26 protein-coding genes and 1 pseudogene are annotated in these 25,122 nt (G+C 60.8%); 12 read left to right on the top strand and 15 right to left on the bottom strand.

The window, feature by feature from the left end:
• Positions 1-263 precede the first annotated feature (263 nt).
• The gene (locus tag P3T22_RS32030) at positions 264-1,379 is read right to left on the bottom strand and encodes an AI-2E family transporter (protein WP_429327120.1); all 1,116 of its coding nucleotides are present in this window, start codon (positions 1,377-1,379) and stop codon (positions 264-266) included.
• A gap of 271 nt (positions 1,380-1,650) precedes the next feature.
• Between P3T22_RS32030 and P3T22_RS32025 the strand changes: the two genes are divergently transcribed.
• The 4 genes from P3T22_RS32025 to P3T22_RS32010 all read left to right on the top strand — a co-directional run bounded on the left by P3T22_RS32025 (position 1,651) and on the right by P3T22_RS32010 (position 5,578).
• On the top strand, positions 1,651-2,865 hold the full coding sequence (locus tag P3T22_RS32025) for a DUF2863 family protein (protein ID WP_063495324.1): 1,215 nt from the start codon (positions 1,651-1,653) through the stop codon (positions 2,863-2,865).
• A gap of 217 nt (positions 2,866-3,082) precedes the next feature.
• Entirely contained in the window at positions 3,083-3,958 is an 876-nt protein-coding gene (locus P3T22_RS32020; RefSeq protein WP_063497848.1) for a response regulator transcription factor, read from the top strand.
• Positions 3,959-4,070: 112 nt separating this feature from the next.
• Positions 4,071-4,745, top strand: coding sequence for an energy-coupling factor ABC transporter permease (locus P3T22_RS32015; protein WP_063495323.1), 675 nt, complete (start codon positions 4,071-4,073; stop codon positions 4,743-4,745).
• Between the two features lie 167 nt (positions 4,746-4,912).
• Positions 4,913-5,578, top strand: coding sequence for a BspC domain-containing protein (locus P3T22_RS32010; protein WP_063495322.1), 666 nt, complete (start codon positions 4,913-4,915; stop codon positions 5,576-5,578).
• Positions 5,579-5,695: 117 nt separating this feature from the next.
• On the opposite strand, the gene P3T22_RS32005 is transcribed toward P3T22_RS32010, so the two are convergent.
• Positions 5,696-6,850: a M14 family metallopeptidase gene (locus P3T22_RS32005; protein ID WP_429327119.1), complete on the bottom strand. Its 1,155-nt coding sequence runs from the start codon at positions 6,848-6,850 to the stop codon at positions 5,696-5,698.
• 34 nt (positions 6,851-6,884) lie between these two features.
• A complete protein-coding gene (yaaA, locus tag P3T22_RS32000) occupies positions 6,885-7,667 on the bottom strand; it encodes a peroxide stress protein YaaA (protein ID WP_063495320.1) in 783 nt (260 codons plus the stop codon).
• A gap of 58 nt (positions 7,668-7,725) precedes the next feature.
• On the opposite strand from yaaA, the gene P3T22_RS31995 reads away from it, so the two are divergent.
• Together P3T22_RS31995 and P3T22_RS31990 are read left to right on the top strand one after the other, a co-directional pair.
• On the top strand, positions 7,726-8,214 hold the full coding sequence (locus P3T22_RS31995; protein ID WP_429327118.1) for a putative toxin-antitoxin system toxin component, PIN family: 489 nt from the start codon (positions 7,726-7,728) through the stop codon (positions 8,212-8,214).
• 127 nt (positions 8,215-8,341) lie between these two features.
• Positions 8,342-9,514: a pyridoxal phosphate-dependent aminotransferase gene (locus tag P3T22_RS31990; protein ID WP_063495318.1), complete on the top strand. Its 1,173-nt coding sequence runs from the start codon at positions 8,342-8,344 to the stop codon at positions 9,512-9,514.
• Between the two features lie 109 nt (positions 9,515-9,623).
• On the opposite strand, the gene P3T22_RS31985 is transcribed toward P3T22_RS31990, so the two are convergent.
• Positions 9,624-10,271, bottom strand: coding sequence for a glutathione S-transferase family protein (locus P3T22_RS31985; RefSeq protein WP_063495317.1), 648 nt, complete (start codon positions 10,269-10,271; stop codon positions 9,624-9,626).
• A gap of 126 nt (positions 10,272-10,397) precedes the next feature.
• On the opposite strand from P3T22_RS31985, the pseudogene P3T22_RS31980 reads away from it, so the two are divergent.
• From P3T22_RS31980 to P3T22_RS31955, 6 genes and pseudogenes are all read left to right on the top strand, one after another.
• Positions 10,398-10,817: pseudogene (locus P3T22_RS31980) on the top strand (3-hydroxyacyl-CoA dehydrogenase NAD-binding domain-containing protein); the annotation flags it as partial.
• Positions 10,818-10,909: 92 nt separating this feature from the next.
• Positions 10,910-11,698, top strand: coding sequence for an oxepin-CoA hydrolase, alternative type (locus P3T22_RS31975; protein ID WP_063495315.1), 789 nt, complete (start codon positions 10,910-10,912; stop codon positions 11,696-11,698).
• Between the two features lie 21 nt (positions 11,699-11,719).
• Positions 11,720-12,436 (top strand): histidine phosphatase family protein, encoded by a 717-nt coding sequence (locus P3T22_RS31970; protein WP_063495314.1) that lies wholly within the window; start codon positions 11,720-11,722, stop codon positions 12,434-12,436.
• A gap of 20 nt (positions 12,437-12,456) precedes the next feature.
• Positions 12,457-13,563 carry a phosphotransferase gene (locus P3T22_RS31965; RefSeq protein WP_063495313.1) on the top strand — a complete coding sequence of 369 codons (1,107 nt, stop codon included), beginning with the start codon at positions 12,457-12,459 and terminating at the stop codon, positions 13,561-13,563.
• 62 nt (positions 13,564-13,625) lie between these two features.
• Entirely contained in the window at positions 13,626-14,885 is a 1,260-nt protein-coding gene (locus P3T22_RS31960) for an acyl-CoA dehydrogenase family protein (RefSeq protein ID WP_063495312.1), read from the top strand.
• Between the two features lie 173 nt (positions 14,886-15,058).
• On the top strand, positions 15,059-15,760 hold the full coding sequence (locus P3T22_RS31955) for a glutathione binding-like protein (RefSeq protein ID WP_063495311.1): 702 nt from the start codon (positions 15,059-15,061) through the stop codon (positions 15,758-15,760).
• 151 nt (positions 15,761-15,911) lie between these two features.
• Here P3T22_RS31955 and P3T22_RS31950 read toward each other — a convergent pair whose 3' ends face one another.
• The 11 genes from P3T22_RS31950 to P3T22_RS31900 form a co-directional block, all read right to left on the bottom strand.
• Positions 15,912-16,391 carry a MaoC family dehydratase gene (locus P3T22_RS31950; protein WP_063495310.1) on the bottom strand — a complete coding sequence of 160 codons (480 nt, stop codon included), beginning with the start codon at positions 16,389-16,391 and terminating at the stop codon, positions 15,912-15,914.
• Positions 16,388-16,846, bottom strand: a complete 459-nt coding sequence (locus tag P3T22_RS31945; protein WP_063495309.1) for a MaoC family dehydratase — start codon at positions 16,844-16,846, stop codon at positions 16,388-16,390. The genes P3T22_RS31950 and P3T22_RS31945 overlap by 4 nt, the downstream gene beginning before the upstream one ends.
• Positions 16,847-16,882: 36 nt before the next feature.
• Positions 16,883-18,010, bottom strand: coding sequence for an acyl-CoA dehydrogenase family protein (locus tag P3T22_RS31940; protein ID WP_063495308.1), 1,128 nt, complete (start codon positions 18,008-18,010; stop codon positions 16,883-16,885).
• Positions 18,011-18,020: 10 nt separating this feature from the next.
• A complete protein-coding gene (locus P3T22_RS31935; protein WP_063495307.1) occupies positions 18,021-19,217 on the bottom strand; it encodes an acyl-CoA dehydrogenase family protein in 1,197 nt (398 codons plus the stop codon).
• A 48-nt stretch (positions 19,218-19,265) separates the two neighbouring features.
• Positions 19,266-19,691, bottom strand: a complete 426-nt coding sequence (locus P3T22_RS31930; RefSeq protein ID WP_063495306.1) for a DUF1178 family protein — start codon at positions 19,689-19,691, stop codon at positions 19,266-19,268.
• Positions 19,692-19,944: 253 nt separating this feature from the next.
• The gene (locus P3T22_RS31925; protein WP_063495305.1) at positions 19,945-20,469 is read right to left on the bottom strand and encodes a helix-turn-helix transcriptional regulator; all 525 of its coding nucleotides are present in this window, start codon (positions 20,467-20,469) and stop codon (positions 19,945-19,947) included.
• 50 nt (positions 20,470-20,519) lie between these two features.
• Entirely contained in the window at positions 20,520-20,768 is a 249-nt protein-coding gene (locus P3T22_RS31920; protein WP_082854953.1) for a hypothetical protein, read from the bottom strand.
• 340 nt (positions 20,769-21,108) lie between these two features.
• Positions 21,109-21,693: an NUDIX domain-containing protein gene (locus tag P3T22_RS31915; RefSeq protein ID WP_429327117.1), complete on the bottom strand. Its 585-nt coding sequence runs from the start codon at positions 21,691-21,693 to the stop codon at positions 21,109-21,111.
• A gap of 42 nt (positions 21,694-21,735) precedes the next feature.
• Positions 21,736-22,032: a DUF2818 family protein gene (locus tag P3T22_RS31910; RefSeq protein WP_429327116.1), complete on the bottom strand. Its 297-nt coding sequence runs from the start codon at positions 22,030-22,032 to the stop codon at positions 21,736-21,738.
• Complete coding sequence (nuoN, locus tag P3T22_RS31905) at positions 22,032-23,504, bottom strand: NADH-quinone oxidoreductase subunit NuoN (protein WP_063495302.1); 1,473 nt, start codon at positions 23,502-23,504, stop codon at positions 22,032-22,034. Before nuoN ends, P3T22_RS31910 begins: the two co-directional genes overlap by 1 nt.
• A gap of 25 nt (positions 23,505-23,529) precedes the next feature.
• Complete coding sequence (locus P3T22_RS31900; protein ID WP_429327115.1) at positions 23,530-25,020, bottom strand: NADH-quinone oxidoreductase subunit M; 1,491 nt, start codon at positions 25,018-25,020, stop codon at positions 23,530-23,532.
• Positions 25,021-25,122 lie beyond the last annotated feature (102 nt).

Below are 25,122 nucleotides of genomic sequence, written 5' to 3'. Positions count from 1 at the left end.
CGAACCAGCACCGCGTTGCATCACATCACAACCACCCGGCACCGCTTCGTTCTGCGTCGCTGCATCAGCAGCAGAGAAACGAGATTATGAAGAACTTTCGCTACGCCGTCAACAGGTTTTTCCAACTTTCTCAACCCGCTCACTTTGCGCAAAGCCTTGCCACTACTGGCTCTCCCGCCTCCCGTGCCCCGGCGTCCGAAGCACGAAAGAGCGAGATTCTAGCGAGCCGGGCTGGGCCTTGCAAGCGGTATCTGGAATTTATTTCAAGGCGTCTTTTCTATGCGCCCCGGTTCATCCACAACCGGCATTTCCACGTCGGATGCCAGAGCGCTGGCTGCCGGGGCGCCGATCGTCCAATCGTGCAGCACGGTATAGGCAACCGCCAGCAACGTTGGGCCGATGAAAACACCAAGGAAACCGAAAGCAAATGCACCGCCCAAGATACCCAGCATCACCAGGATCAACGGCATGTCGCTACTCTTACCGATCAGGATCGGCTTGATGACGTTGTCGGACATGCCGACGACCAACACGCCCCATACAACAAGAAAGATCGCCCACCCAGTTGCGCCGCCGTGATAGAGCCAGATCGCCGCGGGCAACCAGACGACGACCGGGCCGCCCGGTATCACTGACAGGAAGAACGTCGCCAGTCCAAGCAGCGCCGGCGCCGGGACCCCCGCAATCCAGCAACCGAAGCCGGCAAGAATGCCTTGCACAAGCGCCGTGCCGAGGATTCCGTAGACCACGCCCTTCACCGTGCTGCCCGCCAACGTCAGCAAGTAATCGGCGCGTTCGCCGGCGATGCGCCGCATGCCCGCCCTCAGCCAGGCCGCCGCGCCCTCCCCTCCGGTATAAAAGAAGAACGCGAGCACGATACTCAGCGCCAACAATCCCAAACCATGCGTAACGGCGATCGCAGCCGCCAGAATCCACTTGCCAGCCGGCGCCGCAAGTGCACGCGTTTGCGCGATCAGTTCAGAGTTGCTACTCGTTACATTCGCCCAAAACGTCTCGATGTGCGAGCCAATCAGCGGGATTCGCCCCACCCACGGCGGTAAATCCGGCAAGCCAGCCTCGAAAAGCCTCTGCACCAGCGCGACGATGTCGTGAACATGCGCACCGAAAGCAAAGCCCGCATAGACGAACGGACCAAGCACCACAACCAGAATGATGAGCACGATCAACGTCGCGGCCAGCTTCCGCCGGCCCCCGACTGCCATAGTGAGCCGCCGGTACAAACCCCATGAGCTATAACTGAGGATGGCGCCCCACAGCAGCGCGGTCGTAAAAGGCGCAAGCACCAGCAGGGAGCCACCGACCAATATGATCAATGCGAACACTGCGGCGAGACGTTCAATCAGTTGGTCCGATTTCACTATGAATCTCCTGTTGTGCCAGACCACAGCGACGAATAGGCATACGCTTGCCAAGCGCCCATTGAAGGCAGTCAGTATAGAAGCGGGTCACGCCCCCGGGCACGTCTTATATCATCCGGCCAAGACGCCACGCAACGCATCTGATGGCGCCCGCAACAGGCTTATTTTTGATGCGAAAATGTCCCAATCCATCCGGCATAGCCAGCCAAATAATATGGCAGCATAGAAAAGACTAGAATATAAGGTTCTGTGCCCCTTAATTTCCGGATTTATGCGCTCGCGAATCGCCAAACGTCTCCCCCCCGATGCCGACAAGCTTGTCGGTCTTTCACTCGCGCTTTTCGCGTCGGGCAGCCGCACCGAAGACCGCTTCTGGGAAGCGAAGCTCGATGCGCTGCTGACCAAGATCGTCCGCAACGCCAACCAGACAACGCTGGACGCCGCGCTCGACCATCTGCAGCAGAATCATCCTGATGCCTACGGCGCACTCGCCGACATGGCGGAAACGCACAGCGAGTCGTTCATCGTCGAACATGAAGGCGTTCCTTACGAAGCGCTGCTGATTGCCGCGCCGGTGCTGGCATGGACTCGCTACATGATTCCTTCAGGTCCGCTCAAAGCGGACGCGGCCGACGCGCTGCGCGCACACCTGCAGGCGCACGTACTCGCGGCCAATACGCGTGTGGCCATGGTGCCGTTCCTTTACAGCATCGACCAACTGCCGCGTCACCACGTCGAGACCTGGCGTATTGCCCAGCAACTCGCTCAGGCAGCCATGGCTGGCGGCAACGTCAAACTCAATTTTGGCGAACTGCCGGAAACTTCACCAATCCTGGCCGACCCGCGCTTTCTGCTGGCTGTGGTCGCGGCGCCGGTGGGCGAGCCGGCATTTCGCTGGCAGGAAGAAGAGAACGGCAGCCGGATCGAGCGCGGCCAATGCCTCGAACAATGGGCAACGCAAGGCGGCGCCAATCTGTCACTGGTGCTGCCCGGATGTGAATTCGAGTGTCTGCTGCCGGATGCCTATTATTCAGCCTGCCGCGACGCCGACGAAAGCGTGCGCCCTCACACGGTACGTACCGCCGTGCGTTATCTGTTCGACACAATCGGTGCGGCGCCACAGGAGTTGCGCGCGGTTGTCGCGGGCTTCGGCGAACGCCGTATCGACGAATACCGCGTCGGCTTCACGCGCCGGGGCAGCAATGATGTGATCTACGGCGTCGTGTGGCCGCTTTACGGCCGCGAGAACGGCGAGCCCGGCATCGACGAAGAACCGCAAGAGACCGCTGCGTCAGACGATCCGCTTGAAGAAATCGTCGCATTGCTCAAGGAAACCGGTGTGACAGATGTGCGCCGCCACGCGGGCCGCTTCGAGCCGGAATATTGTGATGACTGCGGCGTCCCCCTCTATGCGGACCCGCTCGGCGAAATCGTCCACGCCGAAATGCCGGAGGACGCGGAACCCGCGCAACCGCATTTCCACTGATCCACCGGCGCCGGCGTCATTGCGCCGCACCGTCGACATCAGGAAGCCCCGCCGCGCGCGGGGCTTTTTTACGTCATTCCTCCTATGCCTTTTGGACAGGCGGTCAAAACGAAGGGAATTTGTCATCATGGTGCCGGTGGTGCATCGTAATGTGCCCGGCACCCTCGCCGGCCCGCACGCATCGCGCGACCTCGCCCGATTCATCTGGAGACATGGCATGCGATTCTCAATACTCAACTCAGACGCGGAACGACGCGATGGACTCAAAGCACTGCTGCGGCAAATCGACCGTCTAGCGCGCTTTAACGAAGCACAGGACTGGCGTCAGGTTGAACGTACGCTCAAGCGCCTGCGGCCCGACCTGCTCGTGATCGACTGGCAGGACTGGATGTCGGTTGACGATACCCGTCATCTGCTCAGCCACTACCCAGACCTGCGCATTGCAGTGCTGACCGACGAGGTCTCTCCAACTGCCGTGCGGGACCTGATGGACGAGGGTGTGCTCGGCGTGGTTCCGCGCGAAACCGACCCGTGCCTGATCGTGCGCGCTTTCGAGATGGTTCTGCTGGGCGGTCACTATGTGCCGCCCGGTGCGCTGGCGCTCAGCCCTCCGCTACCGCCGGATGCCGCCATCCGGCCGTTCGACGAAAAAAGTCCGCCGCCGCGCCGGACCAAACTTTCCAACGGCCTGTCGCCTCGCCAGGAGCAGATCATGCGCTGCGTCCACATGGGCAGCACCAACAAGATGATCGCGCGCACGCTCGGCATCAGTGAAGGCACCGTCAAGATCCACCTGACCAGCATATTTCAGCAACTCGGCGCGCCAAATCGTGCCGCCGCGGTCGCGCTCTACAACGGCTGGCTGTCGGCTCATTTGCAAGTACTGCGCAACGATGACAAAGGTCCGGTTCGTCCGGTAATGGGCCAAGCCGGCGTGGTGCCATTGCGGCGCCGCACGCCGCGGCGCTTCCAGTACCCGTTACCGGCGAACGACGCGGCCGACACGCTGCCAATGGCGGCCGAACCAAGCACGCCTTACGGCGACGCACCCCCCGGGTTGGCGGCGGAACAGGTCACGCAAGATTCGGCGTAACGTCAACCGGCGCCCGCGCCAGAATCGGGACGCGCAATTTCTGGCAGCGTTCGCGCCGGCTGGCATGGAATCCGCTCACACCTTTTCTCGTCCAACGAGTAATATGAGAATCATGGGTTTCCTCTACACACCGCTTCCGTTCTGGGTCGCTGTCGGTGGCTGGATCGCCACTGCGATAGTGGTCGCGCTCGCGCTCTGGAAAAATCCTTTCAAACGACTTCAGGACGGCACACTCCAGCATGTCTGGCTCGCGATCATCGTCGCGGTGTCGGTGCTGTGGGCGAGCAACGCGTGGCTCGACGATGGCACTGTCATGCATCTGCTTGGCGCCACGCTGGTCGTCACATTATTCGATTGGGCGCTGGCGCTGATCGCCATGGCGATAGTCACCGGTCTTGCCGCCGTCGTCTTCGACGCCCCCTGGCAGGGCATTGCGCTGACTTTCCTCGTGTTCGGTGCGCTGCCTGTCGGCATCTCGACCTTGATCCAGCGCGCCAGCATCGCCTGGCTGCCGCGCAACCTCTTCATGTTCATCTTCGGCCAGGGTTTTGTCTCACCCGCCATTGCCGTGTCGCTCACGGCGGCCGCGGCACTCGGCGTTCACATTGCGCTCGCCGACGGCTCGATGACCGTGGTGCCGGTCGGCTACGCGTTCAGCGTGCTTCTGCTAGCCACCGGCGAGGCCTGGTTCACAGGCATGTCGACGGCATTGATCGCGGTCTACCGCCCGGCGTGGGTGACCACTTATGATGTGCGTCGATATCGATTGGGCGGGCCACGCACCTGACACAGACGCGGCATCGAGCACGTATCTGTGGCAATCGGCCATCCCGGCACATAAAACGCCTGAATCCAAGCACCACGACAGGACAAAATATTTGTGTCAGGATTGAACTCATCCCTCTCGCCGGGCATCTTACGTGCCTCATGTCTCATTAGCGTCTAACAAACTAGATGGATCGCACCAACGTACTGCGCCGATTGCTGCGGTTGGTCGGTCGGTTAGCAACATTTGCAGCGGGTCTCTCGCTCATTTGCACTGCTCCCGCATATGCCGATCAACTCGAACAGCACAACGATCTCGTCAACAGATTTGTCAATGACATGCATGCAGACCCGCTAGTCGCGGACTGCGCTGCTCATGGCAACTTTGTTGCAAGCACATCGACCGCCTTCGACCATGTCGAATTTCCCCCCAGCTCCTTCGACAGCGCGCATGCGTCGGTCACCCCTTGGAACGATTCGTTCGACGAGGGCAAGCAGCGCGTCAAGGTGGACAACATCGTTATCGTCGAGGGCCTCGGTATCCGCCAGAACGGCGACGGAGATCCAGCCGATCTCAAGTTCCGCTGCGGCTACGTGGGCGCCCGGATGCTGGCGTTCAGCTGGAACGATCCGGTGCCGCCGGCCCGTGCGCATCAATCCGGCTCGACCGGATCGCAAGCGTCTTCGGGCAAGCATAAGAGCGTGAAGGGCAAGCACTCGGCTAGTGGCAAAACTACGAAGAACGCGGCCGGGAAGTCCTCGAAGGCAAGCGCAGGGAAATCTTCGAGAGCGACCTCCAGCAAATCTTCGAGCAAATCGACCGCGAAGAAGCACCCGGCGAAAAAGACTCAATAACGAGCATAACCCGTGGCCGTTTCAACTGACCCACGCCGCGGGCCATGCCGGCACCCCCCAAAAAAACGGGGCACACACTTCCAAAGTGTGTGCCCCGTTTTTTTATACAGCGTCCGGTCAGGCGAACGTCTCCACGTGCCGCAAGATCGCTTGCAGCATGGCGGCGCCCAGAGACGCGCTACGCTCGCCGTTCCAACCCACCCGCTCATCCGGCAGATTGGCGTTGTCCTTGAACGGCATCTCCAGGGTCAACGACAGACAGCCGAATTCGTTACCGATGTATTTTGAAGCGAGTTTGAGCGCGTCCTCACGATACTTGCTCGCGGCGTAGCCATACTTGTCCTGGAAGTCAGGACTCGCATGCTTGAATGCTTCGATGAACGCTTTCTGCTCCTCTGCCTGCCGCTCCGTGAAACCCGGCAGCATTTCGGAGCCGGCCACAAACACGTACGGCAGTGCCTCGTCGCCGTGGATATCGAAAAAAAGGTCACAACCGGTCGCGTGAATTGCGTCACGCACCACCAGCACCTCAGGACTGCGCGCGGCATCCGGCTCCATCCATTCGCGGTTCAGGTTCGCGCCCGTCGCGTTGGTGCGCAGATTGCCGTGCACGCTGCCATCCGGATTCATGTTCGGCACAATGTAGAACACCGCGTGATCGTAGAGCTTGCGCGCCACCGGATCGCCCGCCCAATCGCCCCAACCCGCGAGACGCTTGACGAGACCTTCGATAAACCATTCGGCCATCGTCTCGCCAGGATGCTGGCGCGCGATCAGCCAGATCTTCTTCTTGGGTGTATCGCCAGTTTGTGGCGTGCCCAGCGTCAGCAGCGACATCGGCCGGCCTTCGACGGTCTTGCCCAACTCCGTAAGCGTGGCCTGCGGCATCTGCTGGACCGCGCCGAGAAATTCCGAGTGACGTTCTTCGCTATACGGCTCGAAATACGCGTAGTAGATGCGGTCGAAATCCGGCGTGTGGTCGATCGTCAACACACGGCCGTCGTAGGAAGTCGGCACGCGGAACCAGTTCACCCGGTCATAGCTCGCCACCGCCTGATAGTCGCGCCAGCCTTCGGCGAAAGCGCACGCCGCGGCATTTTCAAAGGTCATCACGCAGCGCTCGCCGGCCGCGCCGGATAGACGGAAATAAAACCACTGCGCGAACTCGGCGTGACTGTCGGGCCGCACGCGCAGACGGATGTTGCCAGCGTCTTCGCAGGCCAGCACTTCGATCGCGCCTGAGTCAAAGTTGCTCGTAATCGATAATGTCATGATGTTTTTCCCTGCTTGTGTGCGCCGCATTCGCTTAGTCAGCGATACGGCGGCGGAATACGTAAGTGGAATCGTTCGAGGCCTCGGCGTTGAACGCGTAGCCTTCGGAGTCGAAGTCCTTCAGTTGTTCGGGCTTGTCGAGACGGTTTTCGACCGCGTAGCGCGCCATCAGGCCGCGCGCGCGCTTTGCGTGGAAGCTGATGATCTTGTAGCGGCCGCCCTTCCAGTCTTCAAACACGGGTGTAACGATCGGCGCTTCGAGCAGCTTGGGTTTGACTGACTTGAAGTACTCACCGGAAGCGCAGTTGATCAGCACTCGCGAGGCGGCAGCTTTCTTCTTCAGTTGCGCGTTCAAAGCCTGCGTGATCCGTTCGCCCCAGAACGCGTACAGATCCTTGCCGCGCGTATTGGCAAAGCGCGTGCCCATTTCGAGGCGGTACGGTTGCAGCAGATCGAGCGGGCGCAGCAATCCATACAGGCCTGAAAGCACGCGCACGTGATTCTGCGCGTAATCCAGATCGGCCGGCTTCAACGTCCTGGCGTTGAAGCCTTCGTACACATCGCCGTTGAACGCGAGCACCGCCTGCTTGGCGTTGTGCGTGCCGAAACTGGGCGACCATTCCGCGTAACGCTGGAAATTGAGGTGTGCAAGCTGATCGGAAATGCTCATCAGCGAGCCAATCTGCTGCGGAGACAAAAGGCGCAATCCGCCGATCAATTCGGCCGCATCGTCGACGAAATCGGGGATCGTGTGCTGTTTGACGTGCGCGGGGGTTTCGTAGTCGAGCGATTTCGCCGGCGACAGAACGATTATCATAGAGGCCTTGCAGGCACGCCGTGCCTGGCGGTCAAAGACGAAAGCCAGATTGTAACGAATGCCCGGTTCCCATGCCTCACACGGCGCTTTGCGCGTCGTTCTCGATTCCAATGTCTGGATCGATATTCTCGTGTTCGACGATCCGCACACGCGGCCGATTCGCGCCGCGCTCGAAACCGGCGCGCTCGCCGCGCTGATCGATGCGCGCTGCCTCGCCGAACTCACCTACGTGCTCGACTATCCGCAATTCGTGCATCGCAATGTGGACAAGGCAGCGGCGCTTGCCGTCGTTGCGCGCCTCGCACAGTTGGTCGAACCCGCTGCACCCGCGGAAGATGCCAGGCCGTTGCCCAAATGCAAAGACCGCGACGACCAGAAATTCCTCGAACTCGCGCACGCCGCGCAGGCCGACTGGCTGGTATCGAAAGATCGCGCAGTGTTGAAACTCGCCAAGCGGATTGCGCGTGACTTCGGTTTCCAGATTGCGCAGCCGGCGGCGTTCGTCAGCGCCTGCATGAACGCGGAAAACGAGCCAGCGCCCGTATGACCCCTGGCCGGATGGCCAACGTCGGGCCGACTGCGCGCACGCAGCGCCGCGATTCCCTACAATCAGGCATCGTCCTTTTCGAACGACGTCTTTCGCCAATTCACTCGACCACGCTCCGGACAGCGCCATGAATGCACCGCACGACACGCCCATGAGTCCCTCGTTTCCGTCCCGCCTGCCGGACGTCGGCACGACGATTTTCACTGTAATGAGCGCGCTCGCCGCCGAAAAAGGCGCGGTGAACCTCGGCCAGGGCTTTCCCGACTTTGGCTGCGATCCCCGCATTGTCGACGCGGTCGCGAACGCCATGCGCGACGGCCACAATCAATACCCGCCGATGGCCGGCGCCGCGCCGCTGCGTCAGGCGATTTCGGACAAGATCGCGAACCTGTACGGCCGCCGCTATGACGCCACCAGCGAGATCACCGTGACGGCAGGCGCCACGCAGGCGCTGCTGACCGCGATTCTCTGCACCGTGCATCCGGGCGACGAAGTGATCGTGGTCGAGCCGACCTACGACAGCTACCTGCCGTCGATCGAGCTAGCCGGCGGCAAGCCGGTCTTCGTCACGCTCGACGCGCCCGACTTTACGATTCCGTTCGACAAGCTCGCCGCCGCGATCACGCCGAAAACACGGCTCCTGCTGATCAACACGCCTCATAACCCGACGGGTACGGTCTGGCGCGCGGAAGACATGCGCAAGCTCGAAGAAATCGTGCGCGGCACCAACGTGCTGATTCTGTCCGACGAAGTCTATGAACACATGGTGTATGACGGCGCGCCTCACGAAAGCGTTGCGCGCTACCCGGAACTCGCGCAGCGCAGTTTCGTGGTGTCGAGCTTCGGCAAGACCTATCACGTCACCGGCTGGAAAGTCGGCTACGTAGCCGCACCCGCCGCGCTCACTGCCGAATTCCGCAAAGTGCATCAGTTCAACGTGTTCACGGTCAACACGCCGATGCAGGTCGGCCTCGCCGATTACATGAAGGATCCAGCACCGTATCTGGATCTCCCCGCGTTTTATCAGAAGAAACGCGACTTCTTCCGCGCAGGCCTCGAGAATTCACGCTTCAGGCTGCTGCCGTGCACGGGCACATACTTTCAGTGCGTCGACTATTCGGCGATCAGCGATCTGCCCGAAGCCGAATTCGCACAATGGCTGACCGGCGAGATCGGTGTCGCGGCGATTCCGGTGTCGGCGTTCTATCACGAGGCACATGAATCGGGCGTGGTGCGCTTCTGCTTTGCCAAGCAGGAAACCACACTCGCCACCGCGCTCGACCGGCTGGCGCGGCTCTAGGACGCCCCGCGAGATGCTGCGAACGAACCCACGTTCCTCGCCATCGCGCGCAGCGGCCCACGCGTGCGTTGCGCGCCCGAAATCACGTCGCCCGCAATACTGCTGCGCGTCAGGCCGGACGCGAGGCCGCGATATACGCCTTACGATCTTCGGTCACGCGCTGCGCGGCCGGCCGGGCCTTGATTGCCTTCACATAGCTTTTCCAGTCCACGCCGGCGTCGAGCAGGAAGTCGCGGCCGTAGATGGTCTGCGTCGCCATGCCGACCAGCGGCAAGCTCACATAACCTGCTGCGTCGGCGACACTGAAACGCTCGCCGCTCAAATACGGCCCGAATTTCGCGATCCGCCTGAAGCCGAGGACGTGACGCGCGAGCAGCTTCTCGACGCGCCCCTTGGTCGCGTCAGTCACGGTGCCGCCGAAGAACGCTTCCTTGTAGAGATTGCGCGCGGTCAGTTCGAGGTGCACATCCACGAAGGTGATCAACTCGCGCTCCTTGGCCGCTTCCCACGGGTCTGCGGCGAAAATCGCCTTGTCGGGAAAACGCGCGGCCAAATACTCGACGATGCATTGCGATTCGCACAGATCGCCGTGCTCGGTCTGGATATAGGGCACCTTGCCGAGCGGAGAATGCTCGAGCATCGTCTCTTCCTGGCTCGGCAGCACGAACACTTCCTCGAACGGAATGCCGTGTTCGAGCAGCACGAACTTCACCTTGTTGTAATAGTTAGAGAGCGCGAAACCGCACAGCTTGATCATTCGGGGTCTCCTTCCTTCGGATTGTTTGAGACCGCTCGTCAAAATCAAAGCAGCGGTCTTCGATCAATCGTCCAGTAAATTGCACGATCGTGCTATTCTAAAATAACCACGGAGTCGAACATCGCAATGACCTCTCGCAATTTCAGTATCGAAACTATCGACATTGTCGGAACTGGTGCAATGGGCCGTGGCATTGCTCAGATTGCCGCGCTGGCGGGCCTCACCGTACGTCTTTACGACACGAATCCCGCCGCGATCGGCGCCGCGCGCGACTACCTTGCCGAGACTTTCGCCAAATTGACCGCCAAAGGCAAGCTCGACCAAGCCCGCTCGCTCGCCGCGCTGGCGAACGTGAGCGGCGCGCAGGTCATCGGCGATCTGGCCGATTGCGATCTGGTCGTCGAGGCGATTGTCGAAAAGCTCGATGTGAAGCAAGCCCTCTTTCGCGAACTCGAAACGGTGGTGAGCGGCCGGTGCGTGCTGGCGTCGAACACCTCGTCGTTGTCGATTACGGCGATTGCAGCGGGCTGCACGAATCCGTCGCGCTATCGTCCGTCGCCCTGGCTTACACGGCGCGCGCAACCTGGCCTGTCGCTGACGCAACGCGACGCCGCCGACACTCAAACGGAGACACAACAATGAGCGCAGAACTGCTGACCTCACGCCCGACCGAAAGCGAATCGACGCTGGTCCTTACGCTGTCGAACCCCGGCGCACGCAATGCGCTGCATCCGGACATGTATGCCGCGGGCATCGAGGCGCTCGAATCGGTCGAGCGCGATCCGTCGATCCGCGCCGTCGTGATTACCGGCGCGGACAATTTCTTTTGTGCCGGCGGCAATCTGAACCGCTTGCTGGAAAACCGCGCGAAAGATCCGTCGGTGCAGGCGGAGAGCATTGAGCTGCTCGGCGAATGGATTTCGGCGCTGCGTCTGTCGTCGAAGCCGGTGATCGCCGCTGTTGACGGCGCCGCAGCCGGCGCAGGATTTTCATTGGCACTCGCGTGCGATCTAATCGTCGCAGCGGAAGACGCCAAATTCGTGATGTCGTATGCGCGCGTCGGTCTCACGCCCGATGGTGGCGGTTCGTGGTTTCTCGCGCAAGCCTTGCCGCGGCAGCTCGCGACCGAAGTGCTGATCGAAGGCAAACCGATCGGCGCCACGCGTCTGCACGATCTCGGCGTCGTCAACAAACTCGCGAAGACCGGCACCGTGCGCGACACCGCTGTCGCCTGGGCCGACGAGCTCGGCAGGATTTCACCGAATTCGGTCGCGCGCATCAAGGGGCTCATCGGCGAGGCCGGCGCACAGCCGCTCGCTGAACATCTGGTCGCCGAACGCGACAGCTTCGTCGCCTCGCTACACCATCGCGACGGACTCGAAGGAATTTCCGCGTTCCTCGAAAAACGCGCTCCGGTCTACAAGTGAACATCCGTGAACGAAGGGACAATGCCTGACTATCAACTCCCCAAGCGCCGCCGCATCTTCCTGATGCGTCACGGCGACGTGACCTACTTCGACGACTCCGGCCGCGCGATCGACCCTGAAACCGTGCCGTTGAACGCGAACGGCCGCGAGCAGGCAAGCGCGGCAGGCCGCGTGTTCGCCGGACAGCAAGTCCGGTTCGATCGGGTGATCGTGAGCGGCTTACCGCGCACGGTCGAAACCGCGCAACGTGTGCTGGCCGAGACCGGTCAGCAGATCGGCCTCGACATCGAGCCCGCATGGCAGGAAATTCGCGGCGGCAAGCTCAGCAACATTCCGCCGCAGGATATCGAAGCGGCATTTCTCGGCGTGTTCGACGGCATCGTGCCGGAAAGCACGCGCTTTCTCGACGGCGAAACCATCGGCGCGTTGTTCGACCGCGTGTTGCCCGCGGTGGCGGCGTTGCGCGAGGACACGTCATGGGACACCGTGCTGCTGGTGCTGCACGGCGGCGTGAATCGCGCGATTCTGTCGCATGCGCTCACCGCCGGCGGCCGTACGTTCTTCGGCCATCTGGCGCAAGCCACCGGTTGCATCAACGCGCTCGACGTCGGCGCCGCGCCGCGCGACTGGGTGCTGCGCACGATCAACTATTCACCGCCGTCGCCGCTGCACCGCGACGTTCGCAATACCACGATGGAAATGCTCTACGCACAATTCATTCAGTACACGCACAGCTGAACCCAAACTGGAGGAGACATATGGTGCAAGCCACACAGATAGGCGAACCAGAACACAAACCAGATTACTCGGCCTTCGAGGGCACGCGTCCGGTCAACGAGCGGCAACGCTTCGACAGCGACGCGCTCGCCGCGTGGCTAACCCGGCATGTGGATGGGTTTTCCGGACCGCTCACGTTGGAGCAATTCGCCGGTGGCCAGTCGAATCCCACCTTCAAACTCGTCACCCCGTCGCGCTCGTATGTGATGCGCGCGAAGCCCGGGCCGGCCGCGAAGTTACTGCCCTCGGCGCACGCCGTCGAACGCGAATACCGCGTGATGCATGCACTTGCCGATACCGACGTGCCGGTCGCGAATATGCACGCCTTGTGCGAAGACGAAAGCGTAATCGGCCGGGCGTTCTACGTGATGGAGTTCGTCGAAGGCCGCGTGCTGTGGGACCAGTCTTTGCCCGGCATGACGCCTGCGGAGCGCACGGCGATTTACGACGAAATGAATCGCGTGATCGCCGCGCTGCATAGCGCCGACGTCGCTGCAATCGGCCTTGCCGACTACGGCAAACCGGGCAACTACTTCGCACGCCAGATCGGCCGTTGGAGCAAGCAGTACATCGCGTCCGAAACCGAACCGATCGACGCGATGCAGCGCCTGATCGAATGGCTGCCGCAGCATATGCCGGCGGGAACAAGCGAGCGCGCCTCGGTCGTGCATGGCGACTACCGGCTCGACAATCTGATCTTCCATCCCACCGAACCGCGCGTACTTGCGGTACTCGACTGGGAACTGTCAACGCTCGGGGACCCGCTCGCCGACTTCGCTTATCACTGCATGGCGTGGCACGTCGATCCGGCGCAATTCCGCGGCATTGCGGGTCTCGATTGGGCGGCCCTCGGCATTCCCGACGAAGCGCAGTACGTCGAGCGCTATTGCAAGCGCACGGGCTTCGAGATTCACGGCGACTGGAATTTCTATCTGGCGTACAACATGTTCCGCATCGCCGCCATCCTGCAAGGGATCATGAAACGGGTGGTCGACGGCACGGCGGCCAACGCTCAGGCACTCGATGCCGGCCGTCGCGCCAAGCCGATGGCCGAACTCGCCTGGCGCTACGCGCAGAAGGTGCGCTAAGCAAATCGGCACACCTGGCTGCGCTCCCGAACAAACGTCATTCGTCATCCGCGAGGTCATACATGAATTTCGATTACACCCCGAAGGTTCAGGCGCTGCGCGAGAAACTGCTCGCCTTCTTCGACGAGCACATCTATCCGAACGAGCAGGCGTTCTACGCCGAAATCGCACGCAATCGTCAGAACGGCAACGCGTGGCTGCCGACTGAACTGATCGAGGAACTGAAACAGAAGGCGCGCGACGCCGGCTTGTGGAACCTGTTCCTGCCTGAATCCGTACGCGGTGCCGGTCTGACGAATCTTGAATACGCGCCACTGTGCGAAATCATGGGCCGCGTGCCCTGGGCGCCGGAAGTGTTCAACTGCAACGCACCCGACACCGGCAACATGGAAACGATCGAGCGCTATGGCAGCGACGACAACAAGCGCGAATGGCTCGAACCCCTGCTGCAAGGGCACATCCGCTCGGCGTTTCTGATGACCGAGCCGGAAGTGGCGTCGTCGGACGCGACCAATATCCAGACGAGCATCGTGCGCGATGGCGACTCCTACGTAATCAACGGCCGCAAGTGGTGGTCGTCCGGTGCGGGGGATCCGCGCTGCAAGGTCTACATCGTGATGGGCAAGACCGATCCTGAGGCGCCACGCCACGCGCAGCAGTCGATGATTCTGGTCCCCGCCGATGCTACCGGCATCACCGTGAACCGCCCTCTCACCGTATTTGGCTACGACGACGCGCCGCACGGCCACATGGAAATCACGCTCGACAATGTGCGCGTGCCGGCCACCAACATGCTGCTCGGCGAAGGACGCGGCTTCGAAATCGCTCAAGGGCGCCTCGGACCGGGACGCATCCACCATTGCATGCGTTTGATCGGCCTCGCCGAGCGAGCGCTCGAACTCATGGCGAAACGCTCCATGCAACGCGTGGCTTTCGGTAAGCCGGTTGCCGCGCAAGGCGTCACACAGGAGCGCCTGGCCGAAGCGCGTTGCATGATCGAACAGGCGCGACTGCTGACGCTGAAGACCGCGTACATGATGGACACGGTCGGCAACAAGGGCGCGCGCGGCGAGATCGCCATGATCAAGGTAGTCGCACCGAATATGGCATGCCAGGTGATCGACTGGGCGATCCAGGCGCACGGCGGCGGCGGCGTCAGCGACGATTTTCCGTTAGCGTATGCGTATGCATCCGCACGGACATTACGCTTCGCCGATGGGCCCGACGAAGTGCACCGCAACGCGATCGCAAAGCTTGAACTGGCGCGCTACATGGATGCGGGCGCGGCGGCTCGCGTCGAAACGCCGATCACACGGGTTTGAGCGCTTGATTGCTTGAGAGGGTGTTCGAGGTTAGCTTCGCGGCGGTTGATTGCCCCGCGAAGCCGAGACTGGCTCATGGTGGCACGGCCAGCAGCATCGCGCGATCTGTGCTCTAATTTTTGTCAATTGCGGCGCCCTTTGCGGCGCCGCTTTCACGAAACCAAGGAGCCAGGATGATCGACGTCTATAGCTGGGCCACCCCGAACGGCCATAAGGTTCACATCATGCTCGAGGAAACGGGCCTCGCGTATACGGTGCATGGCATCGATATCGGCGCGGGCGACCAGTTCAAACCCGAATTCCTTGCCGTCAGCCCGAACAACAAGATTCCTGCGATCGTCGATTCGGAAGGCCCTAAAGACGCCAGCGGCAAACCGTTCGCACTGTTCGAATCGGGCGCGATTCTGATTTACCTCGCGGAGAAAACGGGCAAGTTCCTGCCGGCTAATCCGGCCGCACGCTACGCGACGCTGCAATGGCTGATGTTCCAGATGGGCGGCGTAGGCCCGATGCTTGGGCAAACACATCATTTCCGCATCTATGCGCCGGAGCCGATCGAATATGCGATCAATCGTTACACGAACGAAACGCGGCGTCTGTACGGCGTGATGGACACGCAACTCGGCAAGACGCAGTATCTGGCCGGCAATGACTATACGATCGCTGACATCGCCGCATTTCCGTGGACGCGCTCGTGGCAGAACCAGGGTATCGAACTGGATACGTTTCCGCATGTGAAGCGCTGGCACGAAGAAATTGCCGCACGTCCGGCGGTGGTACGCGGCGTCGAAGTGCTGGCGTCGGCCCGTAAGCCACTCATGGACGACAAAGCTAAAGAGATGCTGTTCGGTGCGACGCAATACGCCAAGCACTAGTCCTGCGTTCGATCCGTAGCATCGGCGCTCGTTCGCATTGGCAATGACCGCGACCGCAGCATTGCTATTCACAGATGGCGTCGATGCAAAAAAGCGCGAGACGGCAGCACTGCCGCTCGCGCTTTTTTGCCAACCGGTCGGCTATGAACGGTTAGAAGTAATGCCGCGTGATGAACTCCGCGACACATACCGGCCGCTCACTACCCTGCCGCTCCAGCGTCACATTCCACTCAACCTGCACACCGGCGTTGTCGACGTCGGCGACGGATTCCACCGCAAACCGTGCACGCAACTGCGAGTTGACCAGCACCGGCGACGTGAACCGCACGCGATTCAATCCGTAATTGACACCCATGCGCTGCTTGAGCCCCACCGTCTTGCCGAGCAACACCGGAATCAACGACAGCGTCATGAACCCATGCGCGACCGGACCACCGAACGGTGACTCACGCCGCGCCCGCTCGGGGTCGACGTGAATCCACTGGTGATCGCCGGTGGCTTCGGCGAAACGATCGACGCTCGCCTGATCGACCGTCAGCCAGTCGCTAACGAGCGGTTCGGCGCCAATCAGCGCACGCAATGCCGCTGCATCGCCAAACGTTACGGTAGGCACCGCGTTGCTGCCCGTCATGTCGCGGCTCCCGGATTGCGCAGTCCGAACAGCCCCTTGGAGCGCACAGTGATCACCGTTTCACCATGCTGATTGATGCCTTCCCACCGCATCGAAACGATACCGCGATCCGGCTTGCTCGCCGAAACGCGCTTCTCGAGTACAGCATTCATCATTGTGATCGTGTCGCCGACGCGCACCGGCTTCAACCAGCGGATCTCGTCGATACCGGGCGAGCCCATCGAAGTCGAGCCCGAGATCGCGTTGCGCACCAGCATGCCCATCATGACCGAACAGGTGTGCCAGCCGCTTGCAATCAATCCGCGAAACTGCGACTCTGCGGCTGCAGCTTCGTCAAGGTGAAAAGGTTGCGGATCGAACTTCTCCGCGAACTCAACAATCTCTGCACGCGTGAACGTATGCTTGCCGATTTCGGTAGTCGTGCCGACTACCATGTCCTCGAAACTCAGACCCATCGCCACACCTCTTTCTTGTCCGATTCGACCAGCTGATCAGGCTTCGGCAGTGACAAAGCCGGGCAGCGCGGCGAACCGCGCGAGATGGTGATCAACATCGCCCAAGGTGGTTTCGATGATAGCAAGACGTTTGAACAGATGCGCCGCCGCGACTTCGTTCGTGACGCCCATGCCACCGTGCAATTGGACCGCCTGCTGACCGACGAAACGGGCAGCCTGACCGACCCGTACCTTAGCTGCGGAAACCGCGCGGCGACGTTCGTCGGCGTCTGCGCTCGTGTAACGCATGGCTGCGAGATAGGTGACCGAACGCGCCTGCTCGGCGTGAATCAACATCTCGACCATGCGATGCTGTAACGCCTGAAACCGCGCGATCGGCTGACCGAACTGCTGGCGCGTTTTGGTGTACTCGACCGTTGCATGGTTCAGCGCGTCGAGCGCGCCAACTGCTTCCGCACAGAGCAATACCGTGCCGTAATCTGCGATGTGTTCGAGCGCCGCGGCGCCTGCGTGTTTGCCAGTGAGCTGGCGTGCCGGCGTGCCATCGAACCTGAGTGTCGCGGCGCGCTGGCCGTCGATCGTGCGGTAGTCAGTGACTTTGACACCGGCCGCATCGCGGGCGACGACAAAGAGCGCGATCTCGCCATTCAGCCGAGCCGGCACGATCCAAAAATCCGCCTGCGCGCCGTGCAGCACGACCGATTTCGTGCCGGTCACCATCGGCTGATCGCCCAGCCCGTTCGCAGCGGTCTCGACCTCGAACAGGTCGTAGCGCGCATGCGGCTCGTGAAATGCCACTGCGAGCCTGATCTCGCCCTGTGCCGCGCGTTCGAGCAGCGATGCGTCTTCGCCCTGCCCCGTGCCCGCCAGCCGTAGCGCCTCGACGCCCACTGCGGTCGCCCAATACGGCTCGACCACCAACGCACGGCCGAGCTCCTGCATGACCACCAGCATGTCGATCGGGCTGCCGTTGAAGCCACCCTGGGCTTCCGGCACCGGCAACGCAGTCAGACCCAATTCAGTAAAAGCTGTCCAGTGCACATCCGACACACCGGTTTCCGATTGCACGATCGCCTGGCGCGCTTCGAATCCGTAGCTCTTGTCCAGATAGCGGCGCAGCGCGTCAGCGAATTGCTGTTGTTCGTCGTTGAAAGTGAAGTCCATGCGCCGCTCCTCAAAGTCCCAAAATCATCTGCGCGATGATGTTCTTTTGAATTTCATTCGAGCCGCCGTAAATCGACGTCTTGCGGAAGTTGAAGTAGTACGCGGCCAGCGGCGCGGCGTCATCGTCGCCAGCGAGGCTATGTTCGCGTTCGCCTTCGAGGAATGGCACGTCGAACGGTGCGGCAAGCGGTCCAATTGCTTCGACCATCAGCTCAGTCAGCGCCTGCTGCACCTCCGTGCCTTTGATCTTAAGCATGGAGGCTTCCGGTCCCGGCCCGCGTCCGCCCGTTTCATTCGCGACCACGCGTTGCACGGTGACTTCGAGCGCCATCAGTTCGATCTCGAGGCTCGCGACTTTCGCGGCGAATACAGGATCTTGCAGCAACGGCTTGCCATTCTTCTTTTGATCCAGCGCGAGGCGCTTCAGGAATACGAGCTCGCGCTTCGATTGCCCGACGCGCGCAATCCCAGTGCGCTCGTGCCCGAGCAGGTACTTCGCATAGGTCCAGCCACGATTCTCTTCGCCGACCAGATTGTCGACCGGCACCTTTACGTCTTCAAAAAAGACTTCATTGACTTCGTGGTCTTCGTCGAGCGTGATGATCGGGCGCACGGTGATACCGGGCGTTTTCATGTCGATCAGCAGGAACGAGATGCCCTCCTGCTTTTTCGCGCCGCTGTCGGTGCGCACAAGGCAGAACATCATGTCGGCGTATTGGCCCAGCGTGGTCCAGGTTTTCTGACCGTTGACCACATAGTGATCGCCAACACGCTCGGCACGCGTGCGCAGCGAGGCCAGGTCGGAACCGGAGCCCGGTTCGGAATAGCCCTGACACCACCAGTCCGTGCCGTCGAGAATGCGCGGCAAATAGTGGCGCTTCTGCGCCTCATTGCCGTACTTCATCAGCACGGGCGCCACCATCGAGACGCCGAACGGCAGTACGGACGGCGCGCCGATACGCGCGCACTCTTCGTCCCAGATATGCCGTTGGGTCGCGTCCCAGCCAGGGCCGCCGTATTCTTTCGGCCACGCGACGACCGACCAGCCGCGCGTGCCGAGCAGCTTGTGCCAGCTTGCGAAGTCTTCGCGGTTCAGACGCTTGTGGTTGAGTACTTTGTCGCTCAGCTCACGAGGCAGATTCGCTTCGAGCCAAGCGCGGATGTCGGCGCGGAACGCGTCGTCAGCGAGGGAATAGTCCAGATTCATGCGTCGTGTCTCCTGGCCGCAACCGCCTGCTGCCAGTGAGCCACTGCGCTATTGCAGCGGTTCCTTCAAGGCAGCCGGGACCGGCAGCGGCATCACTTCGATGCCTTCTTCGACCAAGGCTTTCGCGTCTTCCGGTGTCGTGACACCGCGAATATTGCGCGCCGGCGCTTCGTTATAGTGAATGCGCCGTGCTTCCTCGGCGAAGCGGTCGCCCACGTTCTCAGTCTTTTCCAGTACCTCGCGCAATGCACGCATCACACGCGCCTGCATGTCCCTCGCGCCCGCAGGGACTTGCGTGTCAGTCGCTCCTGACAGATTCAGTCGGGGCGCCGACGGCAAGCGATGCACTTCGTTCGCTCCGCAGATCGGACATTCAACGAGCTTGCGGGACTGTTGCGACTCGAAGTCATCTGCCGAAGCGAACCAGCCTTCGAACCGATGGCCATGCGGACACTGTAAATCGAGGACCTTCATGTGGAATCAGGGCTTGCGTGCCAGTTTAGCGCAAAATGGAAATTTGTGAACGGTCGTTCGTAAATTTTTACGGACGGCGCGTTGACGCCAAGCGTCGCTGATAAATCGAACGCGGTGGGCGATTTTAACGCTTTGCGCAACGGGCTGCCGAAGGTGACTCAACCGGCGAACGGCACGCCGGAAATCCGTAGATGAAAGGGCGCGCCGATCGTATAGCGCTCACGGGCTCGCGCGCGCACCGGCGGCGCACCTTTTAAGCCACAAGGAATTCGAGTCGGCGGTTAAGCCTCGGTTCGAGTTGGAGCGCCTCCTTGGCGAGGTTGATCTGTTTAGCCGATTTTGCGACATCGAATACATCCGCCTTGATGTCATACCCGCCACGCGCGGTCAGCCAGCCAAGGATGTCCGACAGATGCCACACCGACGCGCTGCCCTCGTGAACTGGCGGCGGAAAGTCGATTGCGTGGCTCAGCATCAGCTTACGCATGTTTTGCCGTGACACGCCCGCGACTTCTGCGACATCCGTGAGGCCGACGAAATCCGGCCCCGCCTCGACAAGACGAGCGGACGGCACTGCCTGTTTGATATCTTTGAGTGCGCTGACAAGCGCTTCGAACGCCGACGCGCCTTCACGAGCAAAAAACAGCGCAATGCGCCCCGGTTGCCCAACGCCGATAGTAGCGTCGTCGCATCCGGCTTCGCCTAGGCGCTCCACGATTTCGTCAAGATCGCAGTCTTCCGCAACGAGCCGGTACTTCAAGGTGAACACATATTCCATAAACTACTCCTGCCTTCATTCAGCCTCGGGCTTTTGCCCTTCGAACACTTTTATTGCCGGCGCGTCGTGCAATTGTCGACGATGCGCCTAAGGTGCTTTGCGTGATTGCCGGGATTCTTCGGCGTACTCCAGACACTCGAGATGCAGAACTCGCCGCAACGACATTCTGCGTCGTTGTAGGGGCAATACATCTTTCCCCAGGCGTGACCTCTTCCACCGCCATGAACACGCCAGCCGTTTCTTTCCGCGTAAGCCAGCGCGGCCTCAACCTCTTTTTTTGAATGGATTCCACGAACCATTTATATCCTCCAATTTAGTGCCTGCGCACATGGTTGTCAAGTGACAACCATGTGCGCAGTCGACTGAACTCGAATCCGCCTCGCACTCTTCGTTATTCAAATTCAGTGCAATAACAAACTCCGTTGCCAGGCGTCGATACTAGAGCGGCGACTCCCATGAGGCGAGACTGCCGGATGGCATAGGACAAGAACCCGTTTTTCAGACACGGACGCACCGCATTGAGTCGATATCGCGCCCACAATGACAAAGCCCCTGCCGGTCATAGACCAACAGGGGCTTTTTGCAGAGTTTCCAACTGGCGCGCGACTCGCGCCCGTTCTGCGCTCTGGACTGAGCGCGCTATCGCGGCTCGGCCATTGGCCAGGCACCCGACAGCGCCTTCTCCAGCCAGAACGTGCCGATGATGGTTTTCACGTCCGTCACCTTTCCGGTACGTACCCATTCCAACATGTCGGTGACGCTGGCCGTGAACAGTTCGAGGAATTCGCCGTCGTCGAGTTTGCGTTCGCCGGCAGTCAGCCCACGCGCCAGGTAAATATCGATGAACTCGGTCGAGTAGGAAATGATGGGATGAATGCGCGTCAGATAAACATACTCGCGCGCCGTATAGCCGGTCTCTTCCTGCAGTTCACGTTTCGCGCAGGCCAGCGCGCCTTCGTTCGGATCGAGCTTGCCCGCCGGATACTCGACCATGACCTTGCCCATCGGATAGCGGTACTGGCTTTCCAGCAACACGCGCCCGTCGTCGAATAGCGGGATTACCATTACGGCACCCGGATGCTGAACGTACTCGCGAGTGGCCTGCTTACCGTCGGGCAAGCGGACCGTATCGCACTTGAGCGTCAGGAACGGCCCTTGATGGATCGTTTTGCTCTCGAGACAGGTCTCGGCGAGCGCGGCGTCGTGATCGGGGAGTTCAGCCATATGCGACCTCAGGACAGCTTGGTGCGCGACGGCGAGGCGCCGTCAGCGGCGTTTGACGAGATACTGGAAGGTAAAACCGGGGAAAGCGAACACGACGAACAACGCAAACGTGATCGCGTAGAACTGCCACCCCTGTTCGAAGCGGTTACCCGCACGCGCTTCCAGCAGAAAACCGAGCGCGCCGACCACAAAGTACAGCACGATCAATTCGGCGATCCGGATCCAGGCGCTCTTCTTCGCCGCGTTCAACGGCACGGCGGCGAAGAGACGCTGATTCAGGAATGGCAGGTTGGCGCCGACCAGCGCCAACAAGACGATAAACCAACCCGCAGCCGACATCAGAGCAGCAGCGTGTGCTGGATAGCCTGCAGGCAGGCCTTCAACAGCGGATCCGGCACGATACCGAGCACCAGCACGGCAACACCATTGAGCGCGAGCAAAGCACGCGTGCCCGTGTCGGCGAGGATCGGCGACTTGTCTTGCGGCTCGTCGAAGTACATCAGCTTGACGATACGCAGGTAGTAGAACGCACCGAACAGCGACGTGATCACGGCCAACACGGTCAGCCAGGTCAACCCGGCATTCATGGTTGCCTGCAGCACGGCGAGCTTGGCGTAGAAGCCGACCGCAGGCGGGATACCGGCGAGCGAGAACATCATCACCATCATGACGAAAGCGAACACCGGGCTGCGTTGATTCAGGCCCTTGAAGTCGTCGATCGTATCAGCTTCAAAATCGCGACGTGCCAGCAGCATGATGATGCCGAAGGTGCCCAGCGTCGTAATCAGGTAGACGATGCTGTAAAACATGGCCGAGCCGTACGCATTGGCCGCGCCGGTCGTCTTCTGATCCACCACGCCTGCCAGCAGGCCAAGCAGCACGAAGCCCATGTTCGAGATCGCCGAGTACGCGAGCATGCGCTTCACGTTGCGTTGCACGATGCCGGTGATGTTGCCGACGATCAGCGACAGCGCGGCCAGGATCACCAGCATTTGCTGCCATTCGACTGCCAGCGGCAGCAGGCCCATCACGAGAAAGCGCAGGCCCCACGCGAATGCCGCCACCTTCGGACCGCCACCGACCAGCAGCGTCATCGCCGTCGGTGCACCTTGATACACGTCAGGCACCCACATATGGAACGGCACCGCGCCCATCTTGAACGCCACGCCAGCCACGATGAAAATCACGCCGAACAACAGCACGCTCGGATCGTAGTGGCTCGTGCCGATCGCCTTGAACACTTCGTTCAGGTCGAGCGAGCCGGTCGCGCCGTACAGCATCGAGATGCCGTACAGCAGGAAACCGGAAGCCATTGCGCCGAGCACGTAGTACTTCATTGCTGCTTCGTTCGATTGTGCGGCGTCACGACGCAGTGCGATCACACCGTACAGCGACAGCGACATCAATTCCAGACCGAGGTACAGCGTCAGGAAGTTGTTGCCGGAGATCATCACGAGCTGGCCGAGCAACGAGAACATGCCCAACAGGAAGAAATCGCCGCGGAACAGAGCGCGATCTTCGAGGTACTTGCGCGAATAAACGATCGACACGGTGTAGCCGAGCGTCACTACCGCCTTCATCACGTTGGCGAACGAATCCACCACGTACATGTGGCCGAAGAAGTAGTGCACTTGCGGATCGAACGCGTTCAGTGCGAACCAGATGCCGGCCACGAGCGTCGAGATGACCGCGATGAAATACGTGGTACGGCGACCGGCATCGCCGACGAACGTGTCGTTGAGCCACGCGACGACAACGGCGAGCATCACCAGTGCGTCGGGCAGCAGAGCAGTCATAGGGGCGTTTTGCATGGTCTTTAAATTCCTCCGCTCTGCATTACTGTGGCAACGGCAGCTTGGACTGCGCAACGTGGGAGAGGAGGTTGTCCACGGATACGTGCATCACATCGGTAAAGGGCTTCGGATACAGGCCCATGAACATCGTCAGTGCAGCGAGCACTGCCAGCATGAAGAACTCACGACGGTTGATGTCGAGAAGGCTCTTCACGTGATCGTTGACGACCGCGCCGAAGTACACGCGCTTGTACATCCACAGCGTGTAGGCCGCGCCGAGAATCAACGTGACAGCCGCGCCGCCTGCGATCCAGAAGTTGTACTGGACAGCAGCCAGAATCACCATGAACTCGCCGACGAAACCGGAAGTACCCGGCAAGCCGCAATTGGCCATCGAGAACAGCATCACGAATGCCGCGAACTTCGGCATCACGTTGACGACGCCGCCGTAATCGGCGATCTGGCGCGAGTGCATACGGTCATACAACACGCCGATACACAGGAACATTGCGCCCGACACAAAACCGTGCGAAATCATCTGCATGATCGCGCCTTCCATGCCGAGTTGGTTGAAGATGAAGAAGCCGAGCGTCACAAAACCCATGTGCGCGATCGACGAGTACGCGACCAGCTTCTTCATGTCAGCCTGCACCATCGCTACCAGACCGATGTAGATCACCGCGATCAGCGACAGCGCGATGACGACCGGTGCGAGGAAGTGGCTTGCGTCCGGTGCGATCGGCAGCGAGAAGCGCACGAAACCATACGCGCCTAGCTTCAGCATGATCGCGGCCAGCACGACCGAGCCGCCGGTCGGCGCTTCCACGTGGGCGTCAGGCAACCACGTGTGAACCGGCCACATCGGCACCTTCACGGCGAAGGCCAGGAAGAACGCTATGAATAGCAACACCTGCGGGGTCATGGCGATCTGCGTGTTCTGCCAGGTCGCCAGGTCGAACGTGCCGGTCTGGATGTACAGGTACAGCAATGCAACCAGCATCAGCAGCGAACCCATCAGCGTGTACAGGAAGAACTTGAACGCCGCATACACGCGGTTCGCCCCACCCCACACGCCGATGATGATGTACATCGGAATCAGCGTCGCTTCGAAGAACACGTAGAACAGCATGCCGTCCGCTGCGCTGAACACGCCGACCATGATGCCGGACAGGATCAGGAACGAAGCCAGGTACTGGGCCACATTCTTCGTGATGACTTCCCACGCGGAGATCACGACGATCACCGTAATCAATGCGGTCAACACAACGAACCACATCGAGATGCCGTCGACACCCAGGTGGTACGTGATATTGAAGCGCTCGATCCAGTTCGCCTTTTCGACGAACTGCAGATCGGCGGTGCTCGAATCAAAACCCGTAATCAGCGGGATCGTCACGATGAAGCTGACGACCGAGCCGATCAGCGCAATCCAGCGCGCCGGAGCCGGGTTCCGGTCGGAACCAATAGCCAGGACCAGTAGACCTACGAGGATCGGTAACCAGATCGCGATACTGAGAATCGGATAAGCGTGCATTAGTGTCCCTCGCCTTATTTGCCGCCGAGCGTTACAAACAGGGTCAGGAGCCCCAGCATGCCGATAATCATGGCAAACGCGTAGTGGTAGATGTAGCCGGAC

The organism is Paraburkholderia sp. GAS348 (assembly GCF_050434205.1).
Taxonomy (GTDB): domain Bacteria; phylum Pseudomonadota; class Gammaproteobacteria; order Burkholderiales; family Burkholderiaceae; genus Paraburkholderia.
The sequence above is the reverse complement of the archived record's forward strand: the minus strand, read 5'-3'. Positions and strand labels throughout refer to the sequence as shown.